Origin of the sequence: Streptomyces sp. CB02923, from assembly GCF_001905005.1 — a bacterium.
Taxonomy (GTDB): Bacteria; Actinomycetota; Actinomycetes; order Streptomycetales; family Streptomycetaceae; genus Streptomyces.
Map to the genome: position 1 here is coordinate 482,580 of NZ_LWKZ01000001.1, position 26,257 is coordinate 508,836.

A 26,257-nucleotide genomic window follows, 5' to 3' on the forward strand; every position below is an offset into this window, starting at 1 on the left:
CGACCGTCTTTTCCGCGGGCGCGGGCAATTGCGCCCACGCCGCGCCGAAAACCGCGGGAACGGTCGCCGCGGTGCGGACGTCCGGGCCCTTGTCGCCGCCTGCTGGTACGGCAGTTCGCCGTTGTCAGGTCACTCCGCCGTCCCCTCCCGGGAGGTGTTCCGCAGCTTCTCGGAGACGATGGCCCCGATGAGCTCCAGCGGCCCGGGATTCATCATGTGGGTGTGCTTGCAGGGAATCTCCCGGAAATCGACGCCGCCTTCGAAATACGGGTCCCACATGCCCGGCCGGAGCCGGTGCCCGGTCTCTTCCGCGGCGGCCAGGACCAGTGCGGGCGCGGCGACCGGGCGGTGCACCACGTCCAGTCCGATGCGCGCGTTGTTGACCGTGACCTCCGTCATCGCCCTGACCTCGGTCTCGGAGAGGCCGGCCAGCGCGGTGTTCTCCGAGCGGAGCAGGTCCACGGTGGTCTCGTGGGTGAGCCGCGCCGCCGCGTCGTCGTCGAGTTCGATGTCGAAGAGCGCCAGCATGGCGCGGTACACGTCGGCCGTGCCGACCTTCGCCAGCGACTCCTCGACCTCCTCCCGGGCGACCGTGCTCGCCGGGTGGCAGTCGAGCAGGGTGAGCAGTCCGACGCGCTTGCCGCGCTTCTCCAGCAGGTCCGCCATCCGGTGCGCGACGATTCCGCCGAACGACCAGCCGAGCAGGTGGTACGGGCCGTCCGGCTGCAGCTCAGTGATGCGGTCGGCGTAATGCGCGGCCATTTCCTCGACGGAATGGGGAAGGTTTCCCGACCCGTCGAGTCCGGCCGCTTGTACGGCGTACACGGGTACGTCCGGGTCGAGGTGCCGCAGGAGTCCCGAATACGACCAGCCGAGGCCGCTTCCGGCGTGGACGCAGAAGACCGGCGGCTTGCTGCCGTGTGTCCGCAGCGGCAGCAGCACATCGAGTGCGCCGTCCTCGGTGTCCGCGTCCAGGCGCCGGGCCAGTCCGGCCACCGTCGGTGTTTCCAGAATGGCCTTCACCGGGAATTCCACGCCCAGTACCGCCTGGATGCGGACGAGCAGCCGTACCGCCGAGAGGGAATGTCCGCCGAGTTCGAAGAAATTGTCGTCCACGTTCACCTGCGGGGTGCCGAGGATTTCCGCGAACAGGCCGCACAGCAGTTCTTCCCGGGGCGTGCGCGGCGGGCGTCCGGAACCGTCCGGCGCGGTCTGCGGCAGCGGCAGTGCCGCCCGGTCGAGCGTGCCGTGGACGGTCAGCGGAAGCCGGTCGAGCAGGACCACGGCGGCCGGGACGAGGTGTTCCGACAGCCGCTCGGCCAGGTGTGCGCGGAGCGCGGCGGGCTCGGGGGCGGCGGCGGTGGCGCGCGCGGGCACCGCGTACGCCGTCAGGACTTCCTCCCCGTCACCGTCGTCGTGGACGGCCACCGCGGCCGCGGCGACCGCCGGATGGGAGGTCAGCACGTCCTCGACGGCGCGCGGTTCGATCCGCAGGCCGCGCAGGGTGGTGCGCTCCCCCGGCTGTGCGACGGGCGCCGGGGCGGGCCCGTCCGCGCCGGTGCGGTGGCGCGCGAGCTCGCCCGTGCGGTACATCCACGCGCCCGGACGGAACGGGTCGGGCACCAGCTGCTCCCCGGTGAGCACGGCCGCGCCCGCGTACGCCGCGTGCCGCTGCGGGACATGGACGTACAGCTCACCCGTCACCCCCGGCGGCACCGGCCGCAGACCGGCGTCCAGGACGTACGCCCCGGTACCGGCCGACGGGTTGCCGAGGGTGGGTGCCGCCGAATCCGCCACGCGGCACGGCAGCGCGGCCGCCGCGCACCCGGAGGGGCGGTGCACGGCGTACGCCCGCGTCGTCGGCAGCGCCCGCAGCCGGTGCCACAGCGCCGTTCCGGCGGGCTCGCCGGACAGCACCAGGCCGAGGGGGGCGGGACGGTCGCCGTCCGGCGTGCAGAGGCCCGCGTCCAGCAGCTGTTCGGCCTGCCGTGGCGTGGTGGCGACCAGGTGGGCACCGGCCGCGCGGAGCTGCGCGGCGGTGTCCTCCGGCGTCGGCAGTCCGAGGTCCGGCCGGGTGTCGTGCAGGTGCAGCTCGTGCCCGGCGAGCAGGGCCGCCAGAGCGTCCCAGGCGCCGGGTGCGGAGAGCGGCACGGTCAGGGCGACGCGCAGCCGCTCCCGCCCCGCCGCGCTCACGGCGTCGGCGAACAGGTGCTCCTGGTGGTGGGCGAACAGCTCGGTGAGCGCCGCATGCGGTACGGGGAGGTGGGCTGGGCGGTGCGCGGCGCGCGCCGGGTGGTCCGGCAGCAGCGGGGCGGTCCGCTCGGCGTCGGTGAGGTCGGCTTCAGCCGGGGCGTCCGCGTGCGTCTCGTCCAGCGGGACGACGGTCCGTCCGCCCGCGGCCGCGGCGTCGAAGCCCGGCCCGGCGACGACCAGCAGCGCACCGGCCGCGTCGAGGGCGTCCCGGTGGGGCGCGGGCTCGTCCGGGCCGTCGAGTGCCACGTACGCCGCGCCCGCCTTGAGGACGGCCAGCAGCGCGACGACCGCCCGCGCGGACGGCGGCGCCGCGAGCGCCACCACCTGCCCGGGTCCGGCGCCGAGCCCGGCCAGCCGCCGGGCGAGCCGGTTGGCGCGGCCGTTGAGCTGCCCGTACGTCAGCGTGCCGTCGGCCGCGGTCACGGCGGGCGCCCCGGGTGTGGCCGCCGCCTGCCGCTCGAAGAGGCGGACCACGGTGTCCGGTGCGGCGGTGCGCTGCTGGCTCCGGGCCGTCTGCTCCGCCATGAGCCGGCGCTCGCCGGCGGTCCGCACGTCGAGCCGGGACACCTTCTGGCGCGGGTCGGCCACCAGCGCGCCGACCAGGTCCACCAGCCGTTCCGCGAGGGTGGTGACCGTCGCGTGGTCGAACAGTTCGGTGGCGTAGCGCAGGGTGCCCAGGACGCCGCCGGGCGTGCCGTCGTCCGCGACGCGTTCGTTGAAGGTGAAATCCAGGTCGAACTTGGCCGCACCGGCCTCCAGTTCGACCGCTTCGACGTCCAGTCCGGGCAGGCCGGGGCCTTCGGTGCCCTGCACCCCGAAGTCGACCATGACCTGGAAGAGCGGGTGCCGGGCCGTCGACCGGTACGGGTTGACGATCTCCACCAGCCGCTCGAACGGCAGGTCCTGGTGGGCGTACGCCTCCAGGCCGGCCTGCCGCACCCGGTCGATCAGCTCGCCGAACGACGGGTCGCCGGACAGGTCGGCGCGCAGCACCAGCGTGTTGACGAAGAAACCGACCAGGTCGTCCAGCGCCTCGTCGGTCCGTCCGGCGACGGGGGTGCCGAGCACGATGTCCGTACCGGCGCCGTGCTTGGCCAGCAGAGCGGCCACCGCGGCCTGGATCACCATGGCGGGGCTCGCGCCGGAGGCGGTGCCCAGCGACGCGAGGCCGCGGTGGGTGCGGGCCGGCAGTGCGAAGGTGACGGCGCCGCCCGCGTAGCTCGGCTCGGCCGGGCGCGGCCGGTCGGCGGGCAGGGCCAGTTCCTCCGGTGCGCCGTCCAGCAGCTTCCGCCAGTAGGCGATCTGCCGGGAGATGGCGCTGTCGGGGTCGTCCTCGTCGCCGAGCACGTCGCGCTGCCACAGCGCGTAGTCGATGTACTGGACCGGCAGGGCGGGCCAGCGGGGTGTGCCGCCGTCGCGCCGCGCGGTGTAGGCGGCGGCCAGGTCGCGGACCAGGCGGCCCGCGGACCAGGCGTCGCCCGCGATGTGGTGCAGCAGGATCAGCAGGACGTGGCCGGGGCCGCCGTCGGCGTCGCTCTCCTCGAACAGCTCGGCGCGTACGGGCGGTTCGGCGGCCAGGTCGAACGGGTGGGCCGCCGCGTCCCGCAGCGCGCCGGGCAGCTCCGCCGCCGTGACGCCGCGTACCCGCCATCCGAAGCCGGCGGCCGCGGTCTCCAGGACCACCTGGCGCGGCTCGCCGTCGGCCTCGGGGAAGACGGTGCGCAGCGACTCGTGCCGGGCGGTCACGTCGTGCAGGGCGCCGCGCAGCGCCTCCTGGTCGAGCGGGCCCTTCAGGCGCAGCGCCAGCGGCATGTTGTACGTCGCGGACGGGCCCTCCAGCTTGTGCAGGAACCACAGGCGGCGCTGCGCGTACGACAGCGGTACGGCGTCCGGGCGCGCTCCGGCCACCGGGGCTGTACGGGCCCGGCCGCCCGCGTCCAGCCGCCCGGCGAGTCCGGCCACCGTGGGCGCTTCGAACACCGCGGCGATCGGCACCTCGGTGCCCAGCGCCTTGCGGATGCGGCTGACCAGGCGCGTGGCGAGCAGGGAGTGGCCGCCCAGTTCGAAGAAGCTGTCGTCGATGCCGACCCGTTCCAGTCCGAGCACCTCGGCGAACAGGCCGCACAGGGCTTCCTCGCGGGGTGTGCGGGGCGCCCGGCCGCCGCTGAGCAGCCCGTAGTCGGGGGCGGGCAGGGCCTTGCGGTCCAGCTTGCCGATCGGGGAGAGCGGCAGCCGGTCCAGCACGACGAACGCGGACGGGATCATGTACTCGGGCAGCCACCGGCGCAGCCCGGCCCGCAGGCCGCGGCTGAGTTCGGCGGTCCGGTCGGTGCGGGCCGGACTGTTGGCGTACTCCGCCGGTGTCCGGTCGCCGGGGGTGGTGCCGCGGTAGGCCGCCACGAGCGTGCCGGGCACGTCGGGGCCCGGCAGCACGACGGCGTCGAAGCGGTCGTCGTGCCGGGCCGACCAGGTCGCGACGGCGTGGAAACCGAGCCGTTCGACGTACTGGTGCACGGCTTCCGGGTCGGTTCCGGTGCCCGGCCCGGTGCCGCCGTCGATGCGGCGCAGTACGGCCCTGTCGGCGTCCAGGCGACTGTTGGGCACGTCCGTCAGCCGCAGGCCGCCGGGGTGCTCGCGCAGCGGTCCGGCCAGGCCGTCGAGGTCCGCGCCCAGTTGCTGCCAGGTGACGGCGGGCAGGTCGTCGGCCGGGTCGGGTGCGGCCGGGGCCCGGGTGATGACCACGTCGTAGCGGTAGCGGGACAGTTCGTTGGCGGAGGTGCCGCGCTTGAGGCGGATGTCGACGCCGCCGGCGTCCGGGAGGTCCGCCGCCAGCGTGGTGAAGAAGCCGGGTGCGAGGAGCAGTTCCTCCTCGGCCGCGGTGCGCTGGCCGACCTGGGCGCGCAGGGCGGCCGGGTCCGCGTCGGCGCCGAGGGCCTGTGCGGCGACCCCGGCCTGGAGGGTGCGCAGCAGGCGCAGGTTGCGGATGTCGCCGAGGAAGAGCGAGCCGCCCGGGACGAGCAGGGCCAGGGCCTTGGTGATGACGTCGGTCAGGTAGCGGGCGTCGGGGAAGTACTGGGCGACGGAGTTGACGACGACGGTGTCGAAGAATCCTTCGGGCAGCCCGGTCGTGTCGTCGGCGGGCTGGGCCCGCAGTTCGACGCGGCCGCGCAGGTCGTCGCGTTCCGCCACCCGGGCCCGCAGGGTCTCGACGGCCGCGGCGGAGAAGTCGGTGCCCCAGTAGGCCGCGCAGTGCGGGGCGGCCCGGGACAGGATCAGGCCGTTGCCGACGCCGAGTTCGAGGACGTTGCGGGGCGCGAGGCGCCGGATGCCCCCGACCGCCGCGGCGCGCCACTCGTGCATCTCGGTGAGCGGGAGGGGCGAGCCGTCGTAGCTGCTCGTCCAGATGCCGAAGTCCTCCCAGAAGCCGCCGCTGCCCGCCTGGCCGCGGTAGACCTCCTCGTACACCTCCTGCCAGGAGGCGACCCGGCGGCCGTCCTCGCCGTCCGCCGTCGCGTCCTGGTCGGGTACGACGTAGCCGACCAGGCGCGGGGTGCCGTCGTGGTCCTCGCGTACCTGCACGGTGGCGGCGGCGATGCCGTCCTGGCGGGTGAGGGCGGCCTCGATCTCGCCCGGCTCGATGCGGAAGCCGCGGACCTTGACCTGGTCGTCGGTCCGTCCCGCGAATTCCAGGCCGTGCTGTCCGCGCCACTTGACGAGGTCGCCGGTGCGGTACATCCGCGTGCCGGGGCCGCCGTACGGGTCGGCGACGAAGCGTTCGGCGCTCAGGCCGGGGCGGTTCAGGTAGCCGCGGGCGAGGAACGGCCCGGCCACGTACAGCTCACCGGCGACGCCGTCCGGCACCGGCCGCAGCTTCTCGTCCAGGACGTACACCCGCACGTTCGGGAGCGGCCGGCCGATCATCGGCGGCCGTTCGGGTCCGGTGACGTCGCCGGTGGTGACCCAGACGGTGGCTTCCGTCGGCCCGTAGAGGTTGACGGCTCCGCCGCCCTGGGCGTGCAGCCGCTCGGCCAGGGCGGCGGGCAGCGCCTCGCCGCCGACCAGCAGCCGTACGCCCGCGAGGTCCGCGGCGGCCTCGTCGGGGCCGTCGCCGGAGCCGCCCAGCATCGACCGGTAGACGGACGGGGTGGCCTGGAAGAGGGTCGCGCCGCTCTCCGCGACCAGGCGGCGCAGGGCGAGCGGGTCCTTGGCGGTCCCGGACGGGGCGAGCACCACGCTCGCGCCGGACAGCAGCGGGGCGTGGATCTCCACGGCCGCGATGTCGAAGGTGATCGTGGTGGCGGCGACCATGCGGTCGTCGGGCGTCATCGGTACGCGGGTCAGCACCGCGTCCAGGAAGTGCGCGATGCTCGCGTGGGAGATCACCACGCCCTTCGGGCGGCCGGTGGATCCCGAGGTGTAGATGACGTACGCGGCGTCCGCCGGGTGGGCCGGTGTGCCGCGTTCGGCGTCGGTCACGTCGTCGTCCCGGCGGGCGAGGAGCTGTTCCTCGGTGTCCGGGTCGCCGAGGCGTACGCACGGTTCGGGCAGCGGGCCGGGCAGAGCGCCGTGCAGTGCCGCGGTGGTGATCACGGCGGCCGGGGCCGCGTCCTGGAGGACGTACGCGAGCCGGTCGGCCGGGTTGGCCGGGTCGAGCGGCAGGTAGGCCGCGCCGGTCTTCCAGACGGCCAGCAGCGCGACGACCAGGTCCGCCGTGCGGGGCAGCGCCAGCGCCACCACGCTGTCCCGGCGGATGCCGCTGTCCAGCAGGTGGCGCGCGAGCCGGTTGGCGCGGCGGTTCAGGTCCGCGTAGGCCGTCTCCTGGTCGCCCGCGCGCACGGCGAGGGCGCCGGGGGTGCGGGCCGCCTGCCGCTCGAACCGTTCGTGCGGCAGCCCGGCGGGCGTGCCGCCGCCGGTCGCGTTGCGCGTCCGGAGCAGTTCGGTGTGCTCCGCGTCGGAGAGCAGCCGGGCGTCGGCGAGGCGGACGGACGGGTCGCGGACCACTGCGCGCAGGAAGCCGGTGTACCAGGCGGCGATCTTCTCGGCGGTGCTCCGGTCGAACAGTTCGGTGGCGTACTCCAGCGTGGCGCCGATGCCGTCGGGGGTGCCCGCTTCCGTCAGGGCCTCGCCCATGCTCAGGAACAGGTCGAACTTGGAGTTCTCGCTGTCCAGCGGGTACGGCTCGGCCTCGGCGCCGGCCATGGTCAGCGTCGGCGCCTCGGTGTTCTGGAGCGCGAACATGACCTGGAACAGCGCGTTGCCGGAGAGCGACCGCACCGGGTTGACCGCCTCGACCAGGTACTCGAACGGCAGGTCCTGGTGGGCGTAGGCGGCCAGGGAGCGGTCCCGTGCGCGGGCGAGGAGGTCGCCGAACCGGGGGTCGCCGGAGGTGTCCGTACGGAGCACCAGCGTGTTGACGAAGAAGCCCACCAGGCCGGACAGGGCCTCGTCGGTGCGGCCCGCGATCGGGACGCCGACGGGGATGTCGTGGCCGGCGCCGAGCCGGGACAGCAGCGCGGCGAAACCGGTCTGGAGCACCATGAACAGAGTGGTGCGGGTGTCCGCGGCGAGCTGCCGCAGCCCGGCGTGCAGTTCCGCGTCCAGGGTGAAGGGCAGCAGGCCGCCGCGGTAGTCGGCGACGGCGGGGCGCGGCCGGTCGGTGGGCAGTTCCAGCTGGGCCGGGATGCCGTCGAGGGCGTCCTTCCAGTACGCGAGCTGGCGCGCGGCCATGCTGTCCGGCTCGTCGGCCCGGCCGAGGAGTTCCTGCTGCCAGATCGCGTAGTCCGCGTACTGGACGGGCAGCGGGCTCCAGTCCGGGGCCGTACCCGCGAGGCGGGCCTCGTAGGCGGTCCTGAGGTCGCGCATCAGCGGGGCGCGGGAGGCGCCGTCACCGATGATGTGGTGCATGACGAGCACGAGGACCGGCGCGCCGCCATCCGGGCGCTCGAACAGCCAGGCCCGTACGGGCGGTTCGCTGTCCAGCCCGAAGCGGTGTCCGGCCGCCTCCTGCACGGCCCGGTGCAGCCGCTCCGCCGTCACCTCCTCGGCCCTCAGGTCCAGTACGGCGTCGGCCGGTTCGAGCACCACCTGCCGCGGTTCGCCGTCCACGTCCGGGAAGACGGTGCGCAGCGACTCGTGCCGCCCGGCCAGGTCGTTCAGCGCCGCGCGCAGCGCCTGCCGGTCCACGGTGCCGGTGAGCCGGAGCGCGAGCGGCCAGTTGTAGGCGGCCGAGGGGCCCTCCAGCTGGTGCAGGAACCACAGGCGGCGCTGCGCGAAGGACAGCGGTACGGCCTGCGGGCGGGGCATGGGCACGAGTGCCGTACGGGCCTGTCCCCCGGCGGCGTCCAGCCGGGCGGCCAGCCCGGCGACGGTCGGTGCCTCGAAGACCGCGCCGAGCGGCAGCTCGATGCCGAGGGCCGCGCGGACGCGGCCGACCAGCCGGGTAGCGAGCAGGGAGTGGCCGCCCAGGTCGAAGAAGCTGTCGTCGACGGTGACCCGTGCGACGCCGAGCACGTCGGCGTACAGGGCGCACAGCAGCTCTTCCCGCGGGGTGCGCGGTGCGCGCCCTTCGCTGAGGGCGCCGAAGTCGGGGGCGGGCAGCGCGCGGTGGTCCAGCTTGCCGTTGGGCGTCAGCGGTACGGCGTCGAGGGCCACCACCGCGGCCGGGACCATGTACTCCGGCAGCTGTCCGGCGGCGTGCGCGCGCAGCGCGGCGGCGTCGAACGCCGCCTGCCCTTCGGGCACCACGTAGCCGACCAGGCGGGTGTCGCCCTGCCCGGCGTCGCGGGCCACGACGACGGCCTGTCGCACGTCAGGGTGGTCCAGCAGGGCCGAGGCGACCTCGCCGGGCTCGACGCGGAAGCCGCGGATCTTGATCTGTTCGTCGGCCCGGCCCGCGTACTCCAGCTGGCCGTCCGGGCGCCACCGCGCCAGGTCACCGGTGCGGTACATCCGTACGCCCGGCTCGAACGGGCAGGCCACGAAGCGCTCCGCGGTCAGTCCCGCGCGGCCGAGGTAGCCGCGGGCCAGCTGGGCGCCCGACACGTACAGCTCGCCCGCCGTGCCGGTCGGCACCGGTTCCAGGCGCGCGTCGAGGACGTACGCCCGCATGTTCCAGAACGGGCGGCCGATGGGCACCGGCCCGGCGGGCAGCTTCTGCTTCGGGCCGATGCGGAATTCGGTGCAGTTGACGGTCGTCTCGGTCGGCCCGTAGGCGTTGACGACGGTCACCCGGCGGTGGCCGGCGCGCCACTGCGCGAGGGCCGCGGAGGTCAGTGGCTCGCCGCCGAGGATCAACATCTCCCCGGGCGACCAGCGCTCGGGCAGGTCGCCGAGGAGCGGCAGGTGCGACGGCGTGGCCTTCAGCAGGGCCACCGGCACCGCGTTGTCCTGCCCGGCGACGTCGTCCAGGCTGCCCAGGCAGACCCGGCCGCCGACGGTCAGCGTCGTGTAGAGGCCGGTGACGGTGAGGTCGAAGGCGATGGAGGTGGGCACCAGGGTGGCGCCGCGGGCCGCCGGGTAGTGGTGGGCGGCCCAGTTGAGGTAGTTGACGAGGGCGCGGTGTTCGGTGACCACGCCCTTGGGGGTGCCGGTGGAGCCGGAGGTGTAGATGACGTACGCCGGGTGCTCCATCGCGACGTCGGTCTCGGGGTCGTCGTCCGGGTAGCCGGACAGGTCCCGGTCCAGTGCCGCCGCGTCGAGGACGAGCAGCGGCGCCGCGTCGGCGAGGACGAACGCCCGCCGCTCCCGCGGGTACTCCGGGTCGACGGGTACGTACGCGCCGCCCGCCTTCAGTACGGCCAGCAGCGCCACCACCAGGCCGACGGACCGCGGCAGCACGACCGCCACCCGCGTCTCCGGCCGGACGCCCTGCCCGATCAGCCGGTGCGCCAGCCGGTTGGCCCGCGCGTTCAGCTCCCCGTACGTGACGGATTCCGTGCCACACACCACCGCGACCGCGTCCGGGGCGCGCCGCACCTGGATCTCGAACTGCTCGGCGACGGTGAACTCCGGCACCTCGACCGCCGTGTCGTTCCAGGCGGTGAGCAGCTGTCCGCGCTCCCGCTCGTCGAGCAGCCGGACCCGGCCGAGCGGCAGCGACGGGTCGGCCGTCATCTGCTCCAGCAGCCGCTTCCAGCGCGCCAGCAGCCCTTCGACCGTGGACCGGTCGAACAGGTCGGCCGCGTACTTCACCGAGCCCGCGATCCCGGCCGGCGCGCCGTCGGCGCCGTGCCGCTCCAGCACGTTGACCGACAGGTCCGCCTTGGCGGTCCCGATGTCCACCGTCTCGCCGCTGACGTCCAGGCCGGGCAGCGTGAAGCCGCCGGACGGGTCGTCCTGGAGGACCAGCATCACCTGGAAGAGGGGGTGGTGGGAGGTGGAGCGCCGGGGGTTGAGCAGTTCGACGAGGTGGTCGAACGGCACGTCCTGGTGGGCGTAGGCGGCCAGGTTGGTGTCGCGTACGCGGCCGAGCAGCTCCTCGAAGCCGGGGTCGCCGGACGTGTCCGTGCGCAGCACCAGCGTGTTGACGAAGAAGCCGACCAGGTCGTTGAGCGCGTCGTCCATGCGCCCGGCGACCGGGGAGCCCACCGGGATGTCGGTCCCGGCGCCGAGCCGCGTCAGCAGCCCGGCCAGGGCGGCCTGGAGGGCCATGAAGACCGTGCCGCCGGAGGCGCGGGCCAGGTCCGCCAGCCGCGCGTGCACCGCCGCGTCCAGCTCGAAGGGCACCGAGGCGCCGGTGTACGAGGCCACGGCGGGACGGGGGCGGTCGGCGGGCAGGCTGATCTGCTCGGGCAGCCCGGCCAGCGCCTCGCGCCAGTAGGCGACCTGCTGTCCGTACATGCTCTCCGGGTCGTCCTCGTCGCCGAGCAGTTCGCGCTGCCACAGCGTGTAGTCGATGTACTGCACCGGCAGGGCCTCCCAGCGCGGCGCCGCACCGCGCTTGCGCGCCTCGTACGCCGTCACCACGTCGCGGGCCAGCGGCCCCATGGACCAGCCGTCACCGGTGATGTGGTGCAGGAGCAGCAGCAGGACGCAGTCATCCGGCCCCAGCTCGAACAGCCGTGCCCGGAAGGGAAGTTCGGCAGCCAGGTCGAAGGTGTACCGGGCCGCCTCGTCGAGGGCGGCGGGCAGCTCGGCCTCCGTGACCGTACGGCGCTCCCAGCCGAAACCGGCGTCGGCGGCGTCCAGCACCACCTGGTGGGGCTCGCCGTCGGTGACGCGGAAGACCGTACGCAGCGCGTCGTGCCGGCCGACCGCGTCGAGCAGCGCGGCCCGCAGCGCCTCGTGGTCCACCGTGCCTTTCAGCCGCAGCGGCAGCGGCATGTTGTACGTCGCCGACGGGCCCTCCAGCTGGTGCAGGAACCACAGGCGGCGCTGCGCGAAGGACAGCGGGATCAGGTCCGGGCGCGGCATGGGGCCCAGCGCGGTGCGCGTCGGGCCGCCGAGGCCGAGCTGTTCGACCAGTCCGGCCACCGTCGGCGCCTCGAACAGCACCCTGAAGGGGAGTTCCACATCGAGTTCGGCGCGCACCCGGCTGACGAGCCGGGTGGCGAGCAGGGAATGCCCGCCGAGGTCGAAGAAGCTGTCGTCGAGACCGACCCGGTCCACGTCCAGCACCTCGCGGTACAGACGGCACAGCGTCTCTTCCTGCGGGGTGCGCGGGGCACGCCCTCCGTCGGCCGCCGCACCGGCCGCGTAGTCCGGTACGGGCAGGGCCCTGCGGTCCAGCTTGTCGTTCGGGGTCAGCGGGAGCCGGTCCAGCAGCAGCACGGCGGCCGGTACCAGGTACTCCGGCAGCCGCTCCGCCAGGCGCGCGAGGAGCGCCGCCGGGTCGGCGGGCGCGGAGCCGCCCGTGGCGTCCGGCACGGCGTAGGCGACGAGCCGCTGGTCACCGGGCGTGTCCTCACGCACGATGACGACGGCCTGCCGTACACCGTCGAAGCCGGTCAGCACGGACTCGATCTCGCCGGGCTCGATACGGAAGCCACGCAGCTTGACCTGTTCGTCGGCCCGGCCCAGGTACTCCAACTGGCCATCGGCGCGCCACCGCGCCAGGTCACCGGTGCGGTACATCCGCGCGCCCGGCTCGAACGGCGACGCCACGAAGCGCTCCGCCGTAAGCCCCGGACGGTTCGCGTAACCGCGCGCCAGGCCCGCACCCGACGCGTACAGCTCACCGGTCACGCCCACCGGCACCGGACGCAGACCAGCATCCAGCACGTACGTACGCGTGTTGGCGATCGGGTGCCCGATCGGCGCGGCCGTCTCGTCCGTGGTCCCGCTCATCGAGACACAGACCGTCGACTCCGTGGGGCCGTACGCGTTGACGACCTCCCGGCCGCCCGCCGACCAGCGGGCGATCAGCTCCGGCGGCGCGGCCTCGCCCGCCAGCACCACCATCGCGAGCGCGTCCAGCGCCGTCTCGGCACCCGCCGGGACCGCGCCCAGCACCGACGGCGGCAGCGTCAGGTGCGTCACCCGCTGTCCGGCCAGCACCTCCCGCAGGGCCTCGCCGACCAACCGCCCACCCTCGGGAACCACCAGCGTGGCACCGGAGCCGAACGCCATCACCAGCTCCCACCAGGCGGCGTCGAAGCTGGGCGAGGCGAACTGGAGCACCCGGCTGCCCGCCGCCACACCGAGCCGCTGGGCCTGCGCGTGCGCCAGGCTCGCCACGCCACGGTGGGAGACGACGACGCCCTTGGGTGTGCCGGTGGAACCGGAGGTGTAGATGACGTAGGCGGGGTGCTCCGGTGCGACGCGCACGTCCGGGGCGGTGTCCGGGAACCCGGACAGGTCCCGGCGCAGCGCTGCCTCGTCCAGGACGAGGACCGGCGCGGAATCACCGAGAATGAACTCCCGCCGCTCCTGCGGGTATTCAGGATCGACAGGTACGTACGCGCCACCGGCCTTGAGGATGCCGAGGACCGCGACCACCATCTCGACCGAGCGCGGCAGCACCACCCCCACCAGCTTCTCCGGACCCACACCCTGACCGCGCAGCCAGTGCGCCAGCCGGTTCGCCCGCGCCTCCAGCTCCCCGTACGACAACGACTCGCCACCGCAGACGACCGCGACAGCGCCCGCGTCCCGGCGCGCGTGAGCGGCGAACAGCCCGGCGAGCGTGGCGGCGGGCACCTCGGCGGCCGTCCGGTTCCACTCGGAGACGATCTGCCTACGCTCATCGCCCGACAGCAGCTCGACCCTGCCGATCCGCACCGACGGATCGGCCGTCACCTGCTCCAGCAGCCGCTTCCACCGGACCAGCAGCCCCTCGACCGTCGGCCCGTCGAACAGCTCGGTGGAGTACTGGACGGCAGCGGCGACGCCCTGCGGCCCGCCGTCCGTGCCGTGCCGCTCCACCACGTTCAGTTCGAGGTCGGCCTTGGAGATGCCGAGGTCGACGCCCTCGATGTCCACCTGGATGCCCGGCAGGTCGAAGCCTGCCTCCTGGGCGTTCTGGAGGCCGAGGATCACCTGGAAGAGCGGGTGGTGGGAGGTGGAACGCTCCGGGTTCAGCAGCTCCACCAAGTGCTCGAACGGGACGTCCTGGTGCGCGTACGCAGCCAGGTTGGTGTCACGTACGCGCCCGAGCAACTCCTCGAAGCTCGGATCACCGGACGTGTCCGTCCGCAGCACCAGCGTGTTGACGAAGAAACCCACCAGGTCATCGAGAGCGTCGTCCATACGCCCCGCGATCGGCGACCCCAGCGGAATGTCCGTCCCCGCACCGAGACGCGTCATCAGCGCGGCCATGCCGGCCTGGAGCACCATGAACACCGTCGTGTTCGACCGGCGCGCCAGCTCCACCAGCCGCCCGTGCAGACCGGCGTCCAGTTCGAAGAGGAGGGACGCGCCCTCGTAGGAGGCGACGGCCGGGCGCGGCCGGTCGGCGGGGAGGGACACCTGTTCCGGCAGGCCCGCCAGCTGCGTACGCCAGTAGTCGACCTGCTTCGCGTAGACGCTGTCCGCGTCGGCCTCGTCGCCCAGCAGCTCGCGCTGCCACAGGGAGTAGTCCGCGTACTGCACCGGCAGCCCGGTCCACTGCGGGGCATCGCCCTGGACGCGGGCCGTGTAGGCGGCGACCACGTCACGGGCCAGGGGGCCCATGGACCAGCCGTCCCCCGCGATGTGGTGCAGCAGGAGCAGCAGCACGCTCTCCCGCGCGCCGGACTCGAAGAGCAGCGCGCGCACGGGAACGTCGGTGGCCAGCTCGAAGGCGTACCGGGCCGCCTCGTCGAGGGCGGCGGGCAGCTCCGCCTCCGTGACGGTACGGCGCTCCCAGCCGAAGCCCGCTCCGGCCGGGTCCAGCACCCGCTGGTACGGCTCGCCGTCACGCTCCGGGAAGACCGTACGCAGCGACTCGTGCCGCCCGACCACGTCCCGCAGGGCCACGTGCAGCGCCTCCGTGTCCACCCCGCCCACGAGCCGCAGGGCCAGCGGGATGTTGTACGTGGCGGACGGCCCCTCCAGCTTGTGCAGGAACCACAGGCGGCGCTGCGCGAACGACAGGGGCACGGCCGCCGGACGCGGCATGGGCGCCAGTGCCGTACGCAGCCGGCCGCCGGACGCGCCCAGGCGTGTGGCCAGACCGGCGACCGTGGGCGTGCCGAACACGTCCTTGATCGGCAGTTCCGTACCGAGGACGCTGCGGACCCGGCTGACCAGGCGGGTGGCGAGCAGCGAATGCCCGCCGAGGTCGAAGAAACTGTCGTCGATACCGACCCGGTCCACGCCCAGCACCTCGGCGAACAGGCCGCACAGGACCTCTTCCTGCGGGGTGCGCGGGGCACGGCCGTCGGCCGGGGCCGCATACTCGGGGGCGGGCAGGGATCTGCGGTCCAGCTTGCCGTTCGGGGTCAGCGGCAGCCGGTCCAGGATCACGACGGCCGACGGGACCAGGTGGGCGGGCAGCCGCTCCGCAAGATACGAGGTGAGCCCGGCGGGCCCGGTCGTCGCGGCCGTACCGTCCGGCACGACGTACGCGACGAGACGCCGGTCACCGGGAACGTCCTCCCGCGCGACGACGGCAGCCTGCCGTACGCCTTCCACGGCGGCCAGCCGCGACGCGATCTCGCCGGGCTCGATACGGAAGCCGCGGATCTTGACCTGTTCGTCGGCGCGGCCCAGGTACTCCAGCTGCCCGTCGGCGCGCCACCGCGCCAGGTCACCGGTGCGGTACATCCGCACGCCCGGATCGAACGGCGACGCCACGAAGCGCTCCGCCGTAAGCCCCGGGCGGTTCGCGTAACCACGCGCCAGCCCCGCACCCGACGCGTACAGCTCACCGGTCACACCCACCGGCACCGGACGCAGCCCGGCATCCAGCACGTACGTACGCGTGTTGGGGACCGGGCGGCCGATCGGCGCGGCCGACACGTCCGTGGTGCCCACCGGGTCGCTCATCGAGACACAGACGGTGGACTCCGTCGGGCCGTACGCGTTCACGACCTCCCGCCCGTCCGCCGACCAGCGGGCCACCAGCTCCGGCGGCACCGCCTCACCGGCCACCAGCACGGTCCGCAGCGCGGGCAGACGCGACTCCGTGCCGGGCGGCAGCGCGCCCAGTACGGACGGCGGCAGCGTCACATGCGTCACGCCGTGCTCCGCGAGCACCCGCGCGAGGGCTTCGCCGACCAGACGGCCGCTCTCCGGGACCACGAGCGCGGCGCCCGACGAGAACGCCATCACCAGTTCCGCCCAGGCGGCGTCGAAGCTGGGCGACGCGAACTGGAGCACCCGGCTGTCCGTGCCGACCCCCATGGGGCGGCCCTGCGCACGGGCCAGGCTCGCCACGCCACGGTGGGAGACGACGACGCCCTTGGGCGTGCCGGTGGAACCGGAGGTGTAGATGACGTAGGCGGGGTGCTCCGGTGCGACGCGCACGTCCGGGGCGGTGTCCGGGAACCCGGACAGGTCCCGGCGCAGCGCTGCCTCGTCCAGGACGAGGACCGGCGCGGAGTCGCTGAGAATGAACTCCCGGCGCTCCTGCGGGTACTCGGGGTCTACGGGTACGTACGCGCCACCGGCCTTGAGGATGCCGAGGACCGCGACCACCATCTCGACCGAGCGCGGCAGCACCACCCCCACCAGCTTCTCCGGACCCACACCCTGCCCGCACAGCCAGTGCGCCAGCCGGTTCGCCCGCGCCTCCAGCTCCCCGTACGACACGGTCAGGGGGCCGGACAGCACGGCGGGGGCCTGCGGGGCGCGGCGCACCTCGTCCTCGAACAGTCCGGCCAGTGTCTTCGCGGGCACGTCGGCGCCTGTGGCGTTCCACTCGGCCAGCAGACGGGTGCGCTCCGCCGCCGTCAGCAGTTCCGCCCGGCCGATCCGCATCGACGGGTCGGCCGTCACCTGCTCCAGCAGGCGCAGCCAGCGCGCGGCGAAGCCTTCGACGGTGGCACGGTCGTACAGCGCCGTGGCGTACTCGGCCAGCGCCTCGATGCCGGTCGGCTCACCGGCCCCGTCGTACCCCTCGGCCACATTGAAGACCAGGTCGGCCCTGGCCACGCTGAGGCCGACACCCTCCACCTCGACCCGGAGGCCGGGGAGACGGAAGGCGGCTTCCTGACCGCTCTGGAGGCCGAGGATCACCTGGAAGAGCGGGTGGTGGGAGGTGGAACGCTCCGGGTTCAGCAGCTCCACCAGGTGCTCGAACGGGACGTCCTGGTGCGCGTACGCGGCCAGGTTGGTGTCACGTACGCGGCCGAGCAACTCCTCGAAGCTCGGATCACCGGACGTGTCCGTCCGCAGCACCAGCGTGTTGACGAAGAAACCCACCAGGTCATCGAGGGCGTCGTCCATACGCCCCGCGATCGGCGACCCCAGCGGAATGTCCGTCCCCGCACCGAGACGCGTCATCAACGCCGCCATACCCGCCTGCAACACCATGAACACCGTCGTGTTCGACCGCCGCGCCAGCTCCACCAGCCGCCCGTGCAGACCGGCGTCGATGGTGAAGGCGAGGTGGCCGCCCTCGTGGGACGTGACGGCCGGGCGGGGCCGGTCGGCGGGGAACGTCACCTGGTCGGGGAGGCCCGTCAGCTGACCGGTCCAGTAGCCCACCTGTTCCGCGTAGACGCTGTCCGGGTCGGCCGCGTCGCCCAGCAGTTGCCGTTGCCACAGGGTGTAGTCCGCGTACTGCACCGGCAGCTCCGCCCACTGCGGAGCACCGCCCTGGACGCGGGCGCCGTACGCCGCCATGACGTCGCGCGCCAGCGGGCCCATGGACCAGCCGTCCCCCGCGATGTGGTGCATCAGGAGCAGCAGCACGCCGGTGTCGTCGTCGATGTCGTGCAGCCAGGCCCGGAGCGGAACCTCGGCGGCCAGGTCGAAGCCGTACCGCGCCGCCTCGTCGAGGGCGGCGGGCAGCTCCGCCTCCGTGACCGTACGGCGCTCCCAGCCGAAGTCCGCCTCGGCGGCGTCCAGTACCAGCTGGTACGGCTCCCCCTCGCGGCTCTCCCGGATGACGGTACGCAGCGACTCGTGCCGCGCCACCACGTCGCCCAGCGCCGCCCGCAGGACGTCCGCGTCGGCACCGCCCGTCAGGCGCAGCACCAGCGGCATGTTGTACGTCGCGGACGGCCCCTCCAGCTTGTGCAGGAACCACAGGCGGCGCTGCGCGAACGACAGCGGCAGCCGCTCGGGGCGCGGCAGCCGCACCAGCGCCGTACGGGCCCGCTCCCCCGCCGCCGCAAGACGGCCGGCCAACGCGGCGACCGTCGGCGCGCCGAAGACATCCTTGATCGGGATCTCGACGTCGAGAGCGCTGCGGATGCGGCTGACGAGGCGGGTGGCGAGCAGGGAGTGCCCGCCGAGGTCGAAGAAACTGTCGTCGATACCGACCCGGTCCACACCCAGCACCTCGGCGAACAGGGCGCACAGGGTGGCTTCCTGGTCGGTGCGGGGCATGCGGCCACTTGTGGTGGTGACGTATTCGGGTGCCGGGAGGGCCTTGCGGTCCAGCTTGCCGTTGGGCGTCAGCGGCAGCCGGTCCAGGACCATCACCACCGACGGGACCATGTATTCCGGCAGCCGCTCGGCGAGACGTGCGCGGGCCGCCTTCACGACGGCGCCGATGCCACGGGCCGCGACGGGGTTGTTGGTCCACGGGCCGCCGGTGGCAGCAGGCACGTAGACGCCCGACAGTGCCACGTCCTCCGCGTCGGCCGGGAGGATCACCGCGTCGAACAGCGCCACCGACCGCGACGACCAGGTAGGAACAATCCGGAGCCCGTGCTCACGGCCCCGCACGATCAGGTCATCCGGATCGATGGCCGTACTGCCGAACTCCTCGGCGTCCAGTCCGTCCAGCGCCCGCTCCGCCGCCACCTCGGCAACCAGCCGCGCACTGGGAATCCCGGTGACACGCAGCGGCACACCGTCGAAGCGAGCCAGCACCGCGCCCAGATCCAGGTCAGCCGTCCATCCCAGCTGACGCGCACTGGCTACGTCCACGATCTGTTCGGGGGCCTTGTGCAGCACCACCTCGTAGCGGTGCCGCGTCAGCTCGTTGTGGTACGCACCCGGCTTGAGGCGGATGTCCAGCGCGCCGACCCGGTCGTCGTCCGCCGCCAGCTCCGCGAAGAACTCCGGCGCCGTGACCAGCTCCTTCTCCAGCAGCACCGCCCGGTCCACCACGGCCCGTGCGGATGCGCTCCGGCCGGAGTGGACAGCCGCGTGCAGCGCCCGCAGCGAACCGGCGTGCCGCACATCACCGATCACCAGACGGCCGCCGGGAGCCAGGAGGTCGAGCAGTTGTCCGACGACCGTGGCCAGGTAAGCCCCGTCCGGGAAGTACTGCACCACCGAGTTGATCAGTACGGTGTCGAAATGACCGGACGGCAGACCGTCCACGTCATCCGCCGCCTGGGCGCACAACCGCACCCGATCGCTCAGCCCCGCCTCCGCCACCTGCACCGACAGCCGCTCGATCACCGCACCGGACAGGTCCGTACCCCAGTACTCGTCGACATCGCGAGCCAGGTGCGCCATCAGCAGACCGGCACCCACACCGACCTCCAGCACCCGCGCACCACCAAAGCCCCGCACCCGCTCCACGACCGCATCGCGCCACGCGCGCATCTCCCCCAGCGGGATCGGCTCCCCCGTATACGAGCTGTCCCAGCCCGCGAAGTCCTCACCAAAACCGAGGCCCTTGGCACCCGTCTCGGCATACACCGAGTCGTAGATCTCCCGCCACTCCTCCACCTGCGCGTCCCCGTCGGCCTCCGCCCCGGCGCGCATCGCCGCGTCGAGGTCCGGCACCACGTACGCGGCCAGCCGCTGGTCGCCGGGCGTGTCCTCGCGCGCGATGACCACGGCCTGCCGTACGCCCTCCGAGGCCGTCAGCGCAAACTCGATCTCGCCGGGCTCGATGCGGAAGCCCCGGACCTTGACCTGTTCGTCAGCCCGGCCCGCGTACTCCAGCTGCCCGTCCGCGCGCCAGCGCGCCAGGTCGCCCGTCCGGTACATCCGCACGCCCGCCTCGAACGGCGACGCCACGAAACGCTCCGCCGTCAGCCCCGGCCGGTTCGCGTAACCACGCGCCAGACCCGCGCCCGACGCGTACAGCTCACCCACCACACCCACCGGCACCGGACGCAACTCCGCATCCAGCACGTACGCCTTGGTGTTGGTCACCGGACGGCCGATCGGCGCGACCAACTCGTCTGTCGTGGCGCTCATCGAGACGCACACCGTCGACTCCGTCGGCCCGTACGCGTTGACGACCACCCGGCCGCCCACCGACCACCGGGCCACCAGCTCCGGCGGCACCGCCTCCCCCGCCAGCGCCACCGCCTTTAGCCCCGACAGCCCGGACTCCGCACCCGACGGCAACGCCCCCAGCACCGACGGCGGCAGCGTGACGTGAGAAATCCGCTGCTGCTCCAGGACCGCGTACAGGGCCTCACCGACCAGACGGCCCTCCTCCGGCACCACCAGCGCGGCACCCGACGAGAACGCCATCACCAGCTCCCACCAGGCCGCATCAAAACTGGGCGACGCGAACTGAAGCACCCGACTGTCAGCCGTCACCCCCAGCCGCTCGGCCTGCGCGTGCGCCAGGCTCGCCACACCCCGGTGGGAGACCACGACGCCCTTGGGGCGCCCTGTGGAGCCGGAGGTGTAGATGACATAGGCCGGGTGGTCGAGCTCCACCGCACCCGGCGGGGCCGTGTCGGGGAACCCGGACAGGTCCCGGCTCAGCGCCGCCTCGTCCAGCACCAGCACCGGAGCCGCGTCACCGAGGATGAACTCCCGGCGCTCCTGCGGGTACTCGGGGTCGACAGGTACGTACGCGCCACCGGCCTTCAGTACGCCAAGGACGGCCACCACCATCTCCACCGACCGCGGCAACACCACCCCCACCAGCGACTCCGGACCCACACCCTGCCCCCGCAGCCAGTGCGCCAGCCGGTTCGCCCGCGCGTCCAGCTCCCCGTACGACAGCGACTCGCCACCGCGAACAATCGCACTAGCGTCCGCGTCCCGGCGCACATGGGCGGCGAACAGCCCGGCGAGCGTGGCGGCCGGTACCCCGACGGCCGTCCGGTTCCACTCCGCCACCACCTGGTCCCGCTCGGCACCCGACAGCAGCTCGACCTCACCGATCCGCACCGACGGGTCGGCCGTCACCTGCTCCAGTACCCGGACCCAGCGGGCCAGCAGACCCTCGACCGTGGCGCGGTCGAACAGCTCGGTCGCGTACTCGACGACGGTCTCGATGCCCGTCGGGCCGTGCGCGGCGTCGTGGCCCTCGGTGAGGGAGATGAGCATGTCGAAGCGGGAGGTCCCGGCGCTCACCACGTCGGCCTGCACCTGGAGGCCGGGCAGCTGGAAGTCCTCGCTCGGCGCGTTCTGGAGGACCAGGGCGACCTGGAAGAGGGGGTGGTGGGCGGTGGAGCGCCGCGGGTTGAGGCGTTCCACCAGGTGCTCGAACGGTACGTCCTGGTGCTCGTACGCGGCGAGGCTCGTCCGCCGTACGCGGCCGAGCAGCTCCTCGAACGCCGGGTCGCCGGAGGTGTCCGTCCGCAGCACGAACGTGTTGACGAAGAAGCCGATGAGGTCGTCCAGGCCCTCGTCGGTGCGGCCGGCCACGCCGCTGCCCAGGGGAATGTCGTGGCCGCCGCCGAGGCGGGTGAGCAGCGCGGCCATCGCGGCCTGGAGCACCATGAAGACGGTCGTGTTCGACTGCCGGGCCAGCTCCACCAGCCGCCGGTGCAGGGCGGGGTCCAGGTCGAAGGTGAGGCGCTCGCCTTCGTAGGAGGCCACCGCGGGCCGCGGGCGGTCGGTGGGGAAGCTCACCAGGTCGGGCAGGCCGCCCAACTGGTCGCGCCAGTAAGCGACCTGTCGCGCGAAGACGCTGTCCGGGTCGGCCTCGTCGCCGAGCAGTTCACGCTGCCACAGGGTGTAGTCCACGTACTGCACCGGCAGTTCGGGCCAGTCCGGGTCGCGCTGCTCGGTCCGTGCGGTGTACGCCTCGACGACGTCGCGGGCGAGCGGCCCCATGGACCAGCCGTCGCCCGCGATGTGATGGATCAACAGCAGCAGGACGTGGTCCTGCGGGCCGGTCTCGTACAGCCACAGGCGGACCGGGACCTCGGTGGCCAGGTCGAAGTGGTGCCGGGCCGCCCGTTCCAGCGCCGCCCGGAGCCCCGCCTCCGGTATCTGCCGGTGCTCCCAGCCGAAGTCCGCTGCTGCCGCGTCCAGCACCACCTGCCGCGGCTCGCCGTCCACCTCGGGGAAGACCGTACGCAGCGTCTCGTGCCGGGCCATCACGTCGCGCAGCGCGGACCGCAGGGACTCGCCGTCCACCGCACCCTTCAGCCGCAGCGTCAGCGGCATGTTGTACGTCGCCGACGGGCCCTCCAGCTGGTGCAGGAACCACAGCCGGCGCTGCGCAAAGGACAACGGGATCATGAGCTGGTTCCTTCTTCCTGCCCCGCACAGGGCAATGCGGCACTGGTCGGTCGTCGGCCGGGTGGGATGAGCAGCGTCGGAGGGACGGCGTCGGGGAATGGGGCGAGGACGGCGTCGGGGGGCGGCGCCCGGCGCGCGGCATGGCGGACGCACCGCGCACGGCGGCCCGGAGGCAGGACGGTGACGCCCGGCGAAAAGGCGGCGCCGAGTGGGAGAGAACGGAAAGAGAGCCGGAGGCGGTCAGCGACGGTGCCGGGCCCGCCCCACAGGGAGAAGTCCGGTGATTTCCGGTGCTTTCCGCTCCGGTGGTCGGTCCGGACGGGAAATCGGCGGGGAAAGGGACAGGAATCCGGCCGGGCCGGGTTCTGATGCCGTGTTCTCACACACCCGGGACGAAGGTCAAGGGTGAACAGATTTTCCCCTGGGCACCCTGCCGGTCACCCGTTCGGCGAACTGCCGTGCCGGGCGTGGTCGTTACCGTTGACGCAGGGAATTGCCGAGGTCCGCAGCCGGTGCGCGGTCCGTCACGGTTCCGTGGGACGGCGCTCCGGTGGAGCCGTTCGGGAAATCAGGGCGATGGCAGTGGGTACGGCCGGACGGAAACCTCGCGCCACACTGCCGCGACCTCATGGGCGTGGCCGGGCCACGGTCTCGCTCGTACGCCTTGTGGCATGGATACACAACCCCCGAAAGTGCACACCATCCGGACCCGCTCCGGGCCCATCGATCAAGCCATCGCGAGTTAATCAGCAGTCCTGCGAAAGCGTCAAGGCGATGCCTCCGCCGCCCCGGCGGCCGTCGAACTGGTCCGCCGCGTCGCGGATATGCGCTGGTCAGACCGGCAGCCCCGGCACCGCGCGCCCCCGGCCGACCTTCGCCCTGGGCAACCTCCGCCGGGCTCCGGCCCGGTGGCGATGCCGGGCGCCCTGGCCGAAACGGACCCGAACCGGAACGCGGTCTTCGCTTTCCGGCTGCCGTCGGCCGCGCGGCGGAAATCGCCCCTGGACACCGGGCACGACCTCCTCCGATACACGCCGAGTTGCTACTGTGAAAATGCGGAGCGGCCGCATGGGCGACTCCGGCCACAGGGCGACCGGGGGACCATGGCCGGCTGCCGGCGGACGAACGCCGGGGCCGCAGATTCGAAAGCGGCGATCACGGCGACACCGCCGGCGCCTGCCAAGGAGCCTAAGGAGCAGTTGAATCCATGCCCAGCCGCATCATGCTGAGTCCGGGTGACATAGCGACACTCGACCTGACGGACCCGCGCACCCACGCCGAGTACGACCTGAGCGAGGTCTGGCGCCATCTGCGGAAAACACAGCCGTTCTACTGGCACCCCTCCGTCGGCGGGTCCCCCGGTTTCTGGGTCGTTTCCCGGCACGCGGACGTATCCGAAATCTACCGCGACAACAAACGGTTCACGTCGGAGAAGGGAAATGTTCTCACCACGCTGCTCATGGGCGGGGATTCCGCCGCGGGCATGATGGCCGCCGTGACGGACGGGCCGCGGCACTCCGACATCCGCAAGATCCTGCTCAAGGCGTTCTCGCCGCGCGCACTGGAAGGCGTGGTGGACAACATCCGGCAGTCCACCCGCGCGCTGCTCCTCGACGCGGTCGCCCGCGAGGAGTGCGACTTCGCCCGCGACGTGGCGGCGGACATCCCCCTCACCGCGATCTGCGACCTGATGGGCGTACCGGCGGCGGACCGCGCGAAGGTGCTGGAGCTGACCGCGACGGCCCTCGGCAACGACGGCGCCGCCCAGTCGCCCGCCGCCGCGTGGCAGGCGCGCAACGACATCCTCGCGTACTTCGGCACCCTGGCCGAGGAACGGCGCGGGAACCCGGGCGACGACGCGGTCAGCGTGCTGGCCACCGGCACCATCGAGGGCCGGCCGCTGACCATGGACGAGATCGTGGTCAACTGCTACAGCCTGATCATCGGTGGTGACGAGACCAGCCGGATGTCGATGACCGGCGGGGTGCTCGCCCTCGTCGAACACCCCGCGCAGTGGCAGGCGCTGAAGAGCGGCGAGGCGGACATCGCCACCGCCGTCGACGAGATCCTGCGGTGGACGACGCCCGCGCTGCACTTCGGCCGTACGGCGCTGGAGGACGTCCCGGTCGGCGAGCAGGGCCAGGTGATCAAGGCGGGGGACATCGTCACGCTGTGGAACGACTCGGCCAACATGGACGAGGAGGTCTTCGAGGCCCCGGAGCGTTTCCTGCTCGGCCGCACCCCCAACAAGCACCTGTCCTTCGGCTACGGCCCGCACTTCTGCCTCGGCGCCTACCTGGGCCGGGCGGAGATCGCCGCGATGCTGACCGGGCTGCGCGAGGTCGTCGCCTCGGTGGAACTGCGCGGGGACACCCGCCGCAACTACTCCAACCTGCTGAGCGGCGTCACCAGCCTCCCGGTCGCACTGCGGGCGGAGTGAGGCGGCGCCGGGCCCGGACGTACGGCGGCGTGCGTCACGGCCGGGCCCGGCGGATCTCCTCACGGTGCGGTGTCATCGCGCGGAGCCCCGCATCCCACGCGTACACCGAGCGGTTCTCGTAGCCGGGCAGCCCGGCGGGCTCGCGCACGATGACCTCACGCCCCGCCACCCCGACGGACAGCGGGCGCACATGGGTGGACAGGATGCGGACGAGGACGCCGTGGTCGAGGGTGTATGCGCGGAGGCCCAGGAGTGCTTCGTCCGGCGTGTCCGCCCGTGCGCCGTCGCCGGAGCCGGCCGGGGAGCCGTTCCCGGCCGCTGAGCCGTTCCCGTCGCCATCGTTTCCGGGGCGGCCGTTCCCGGAGGCGGCGTTCCCATGGCCGCCGTCGCCGGGGCCGCCGTCGCCGGGGCCGTCCTCGAAGCCGATGATCATTTCGTCCTTGCCGTTGCCGGTCAGGTCGTGGAAGCGGGGCTCGCGCAGCGGGCAGCCCGGCGCGCCGATCCGCGTGCACGCCGCGATCCGGCGGGCGGTGTCCTCGTACATCCCGTCCACGCCCGTGACCGCACCCGGGTGCGCGGCGACCTCGGCCTGGACGACGGCCAGCGCCGAGAAGGCGCGGATGTCGCCGCCGGGCACCTCGGGCATGCCGGGCACCCGGTCCGGCGGCACCGGAGCGGGTTCGCCCGTGGAACGCCCGGGTGCCGGACGGTCCGGCCACACGCGGACCGGGGCCGAGGCGGCGGCCGCCGGGCCCGCGGCACGGGCTTCGCCCGGGGCGCCGCAGCCGCAGAGCAGCAGCGCCAGACCGGCGGCCGGCGCGGCGGCGGGCAGCAGGTACCGCGGGCGCCACGGCCGGGACCGGCCCGCCCACCCGGACCGCCCGGACGGGGAGGGGGCACGGGGCACCTCACCGGGGCGGGGCGCTTCGCCGGGGCGGGTCACCTCACCGGGGCGGGTCACTTCACCGGGGCGGTTCACTTCACCGGCGCGGGTCACTTCACCAGGTCCGCGTAGAAGACGATGTTGTCCGAGCGGTGGCCGTCCACGATCGGGCCGCCGCAGGTGAGCAGGCGCAGCTCGGGACGGTCGGTGTCGCCGTACACCCGGTCCGTCGGGAAGTGCTCCTTGCCGACCTGCTGGACCTCGCGGATCTTGAAGGTGGCGGTGGTGCCGTCCGCGCGGCCGACCTTGATGACGTCGCCGGTCTTCATCCTGGCGACGTTCTTCATCAGCGCCGGGCCCCGGGCCGTGTCGTAGTGCGCGACGAGGACGGCCGGCCCCTTCTCCCCCGGGGTGACGCCCTTGGTGAACCAGCCCGCCCGGTCCGCCCGGTCCACGGGAGGTACGTCCAGTTCACCGTCGCCGGTGAGCCCGAGCGGGAGGACCGGGCGGCTGTCGACCCCGGCCGACGGGATCTGCAGACGGGTGGGCTCGGACCGCTTCATCGGCGCGGCGGCCGGTCCGGTCCGGCCGGCGGCGGCGCTGTCCATCCGTACGTCCGGGCCGGGGCCGGGGCCGCCGCCGCAGGCGGTCAGGGCCCCGCTGACGGCGAGCGCGAGGACGCTCAGTGCGGCGGTGCGTCCGGTGCGTCCGTTGCGTCCAATGCGGCGGCCGTGTCGGTTCGTGGTGGGCGGGGTCAC

Annotated in this window: 4 protein-coding genes; 1 reads left to right on the forward strand and 3 read right to left on the reverse strand. The window is 73.5% G+C overall.

The annotated features are described in order from the left end of the window. Positions 1-129: 129 nt before the first annotated feature. A complete protein-coding gene (locus A6A06_RS02025; protein ID WP_073758160.1) occupies positions 130-22,176 on the reverse strand; it encodes a non-ribosomal peptide synthetase in 22,047 nt (7,348 codons plus the stop codon). Positions 22,177-23,383: 1,207 nt separating this feature from the next. Between A6A06_RS02025 and A6A06_RS02030 the strand changes: the two genes are divergently transcribed. After that, a complete protein-coding gene (locus A6A06_RS02030) occupies positions 23,384-24,616 on the forward strand; it encodes a cytochrome P450 (protein WP_073758162.1) in 1,233 nt (410 codons plus the stop codon). Between the two features lie 34 nt (positions 24,617-24,650). Here the strand turns inward: A6A06_RS02030 and A6A06_RS02035 are convergent, their stop codons facing one another. Continuing rightward, entirely contained in the window at positions 24,651-25,577 is a 927-nt protein-coding gene (locus A6A06_RS02035; protein ID WP_199930639.1) for a hypothetical protein, read from the reverse strand. Positions 25,578-25,609: 32 nt separating this feature from the next. Beyond that, entirely contained in the window at positions 25,610-26,257 is a 648-nt protein-coding gene (locus A6A06_RS02040) for a class F sortase (protein WP_242440525.1), read from the reverse strand.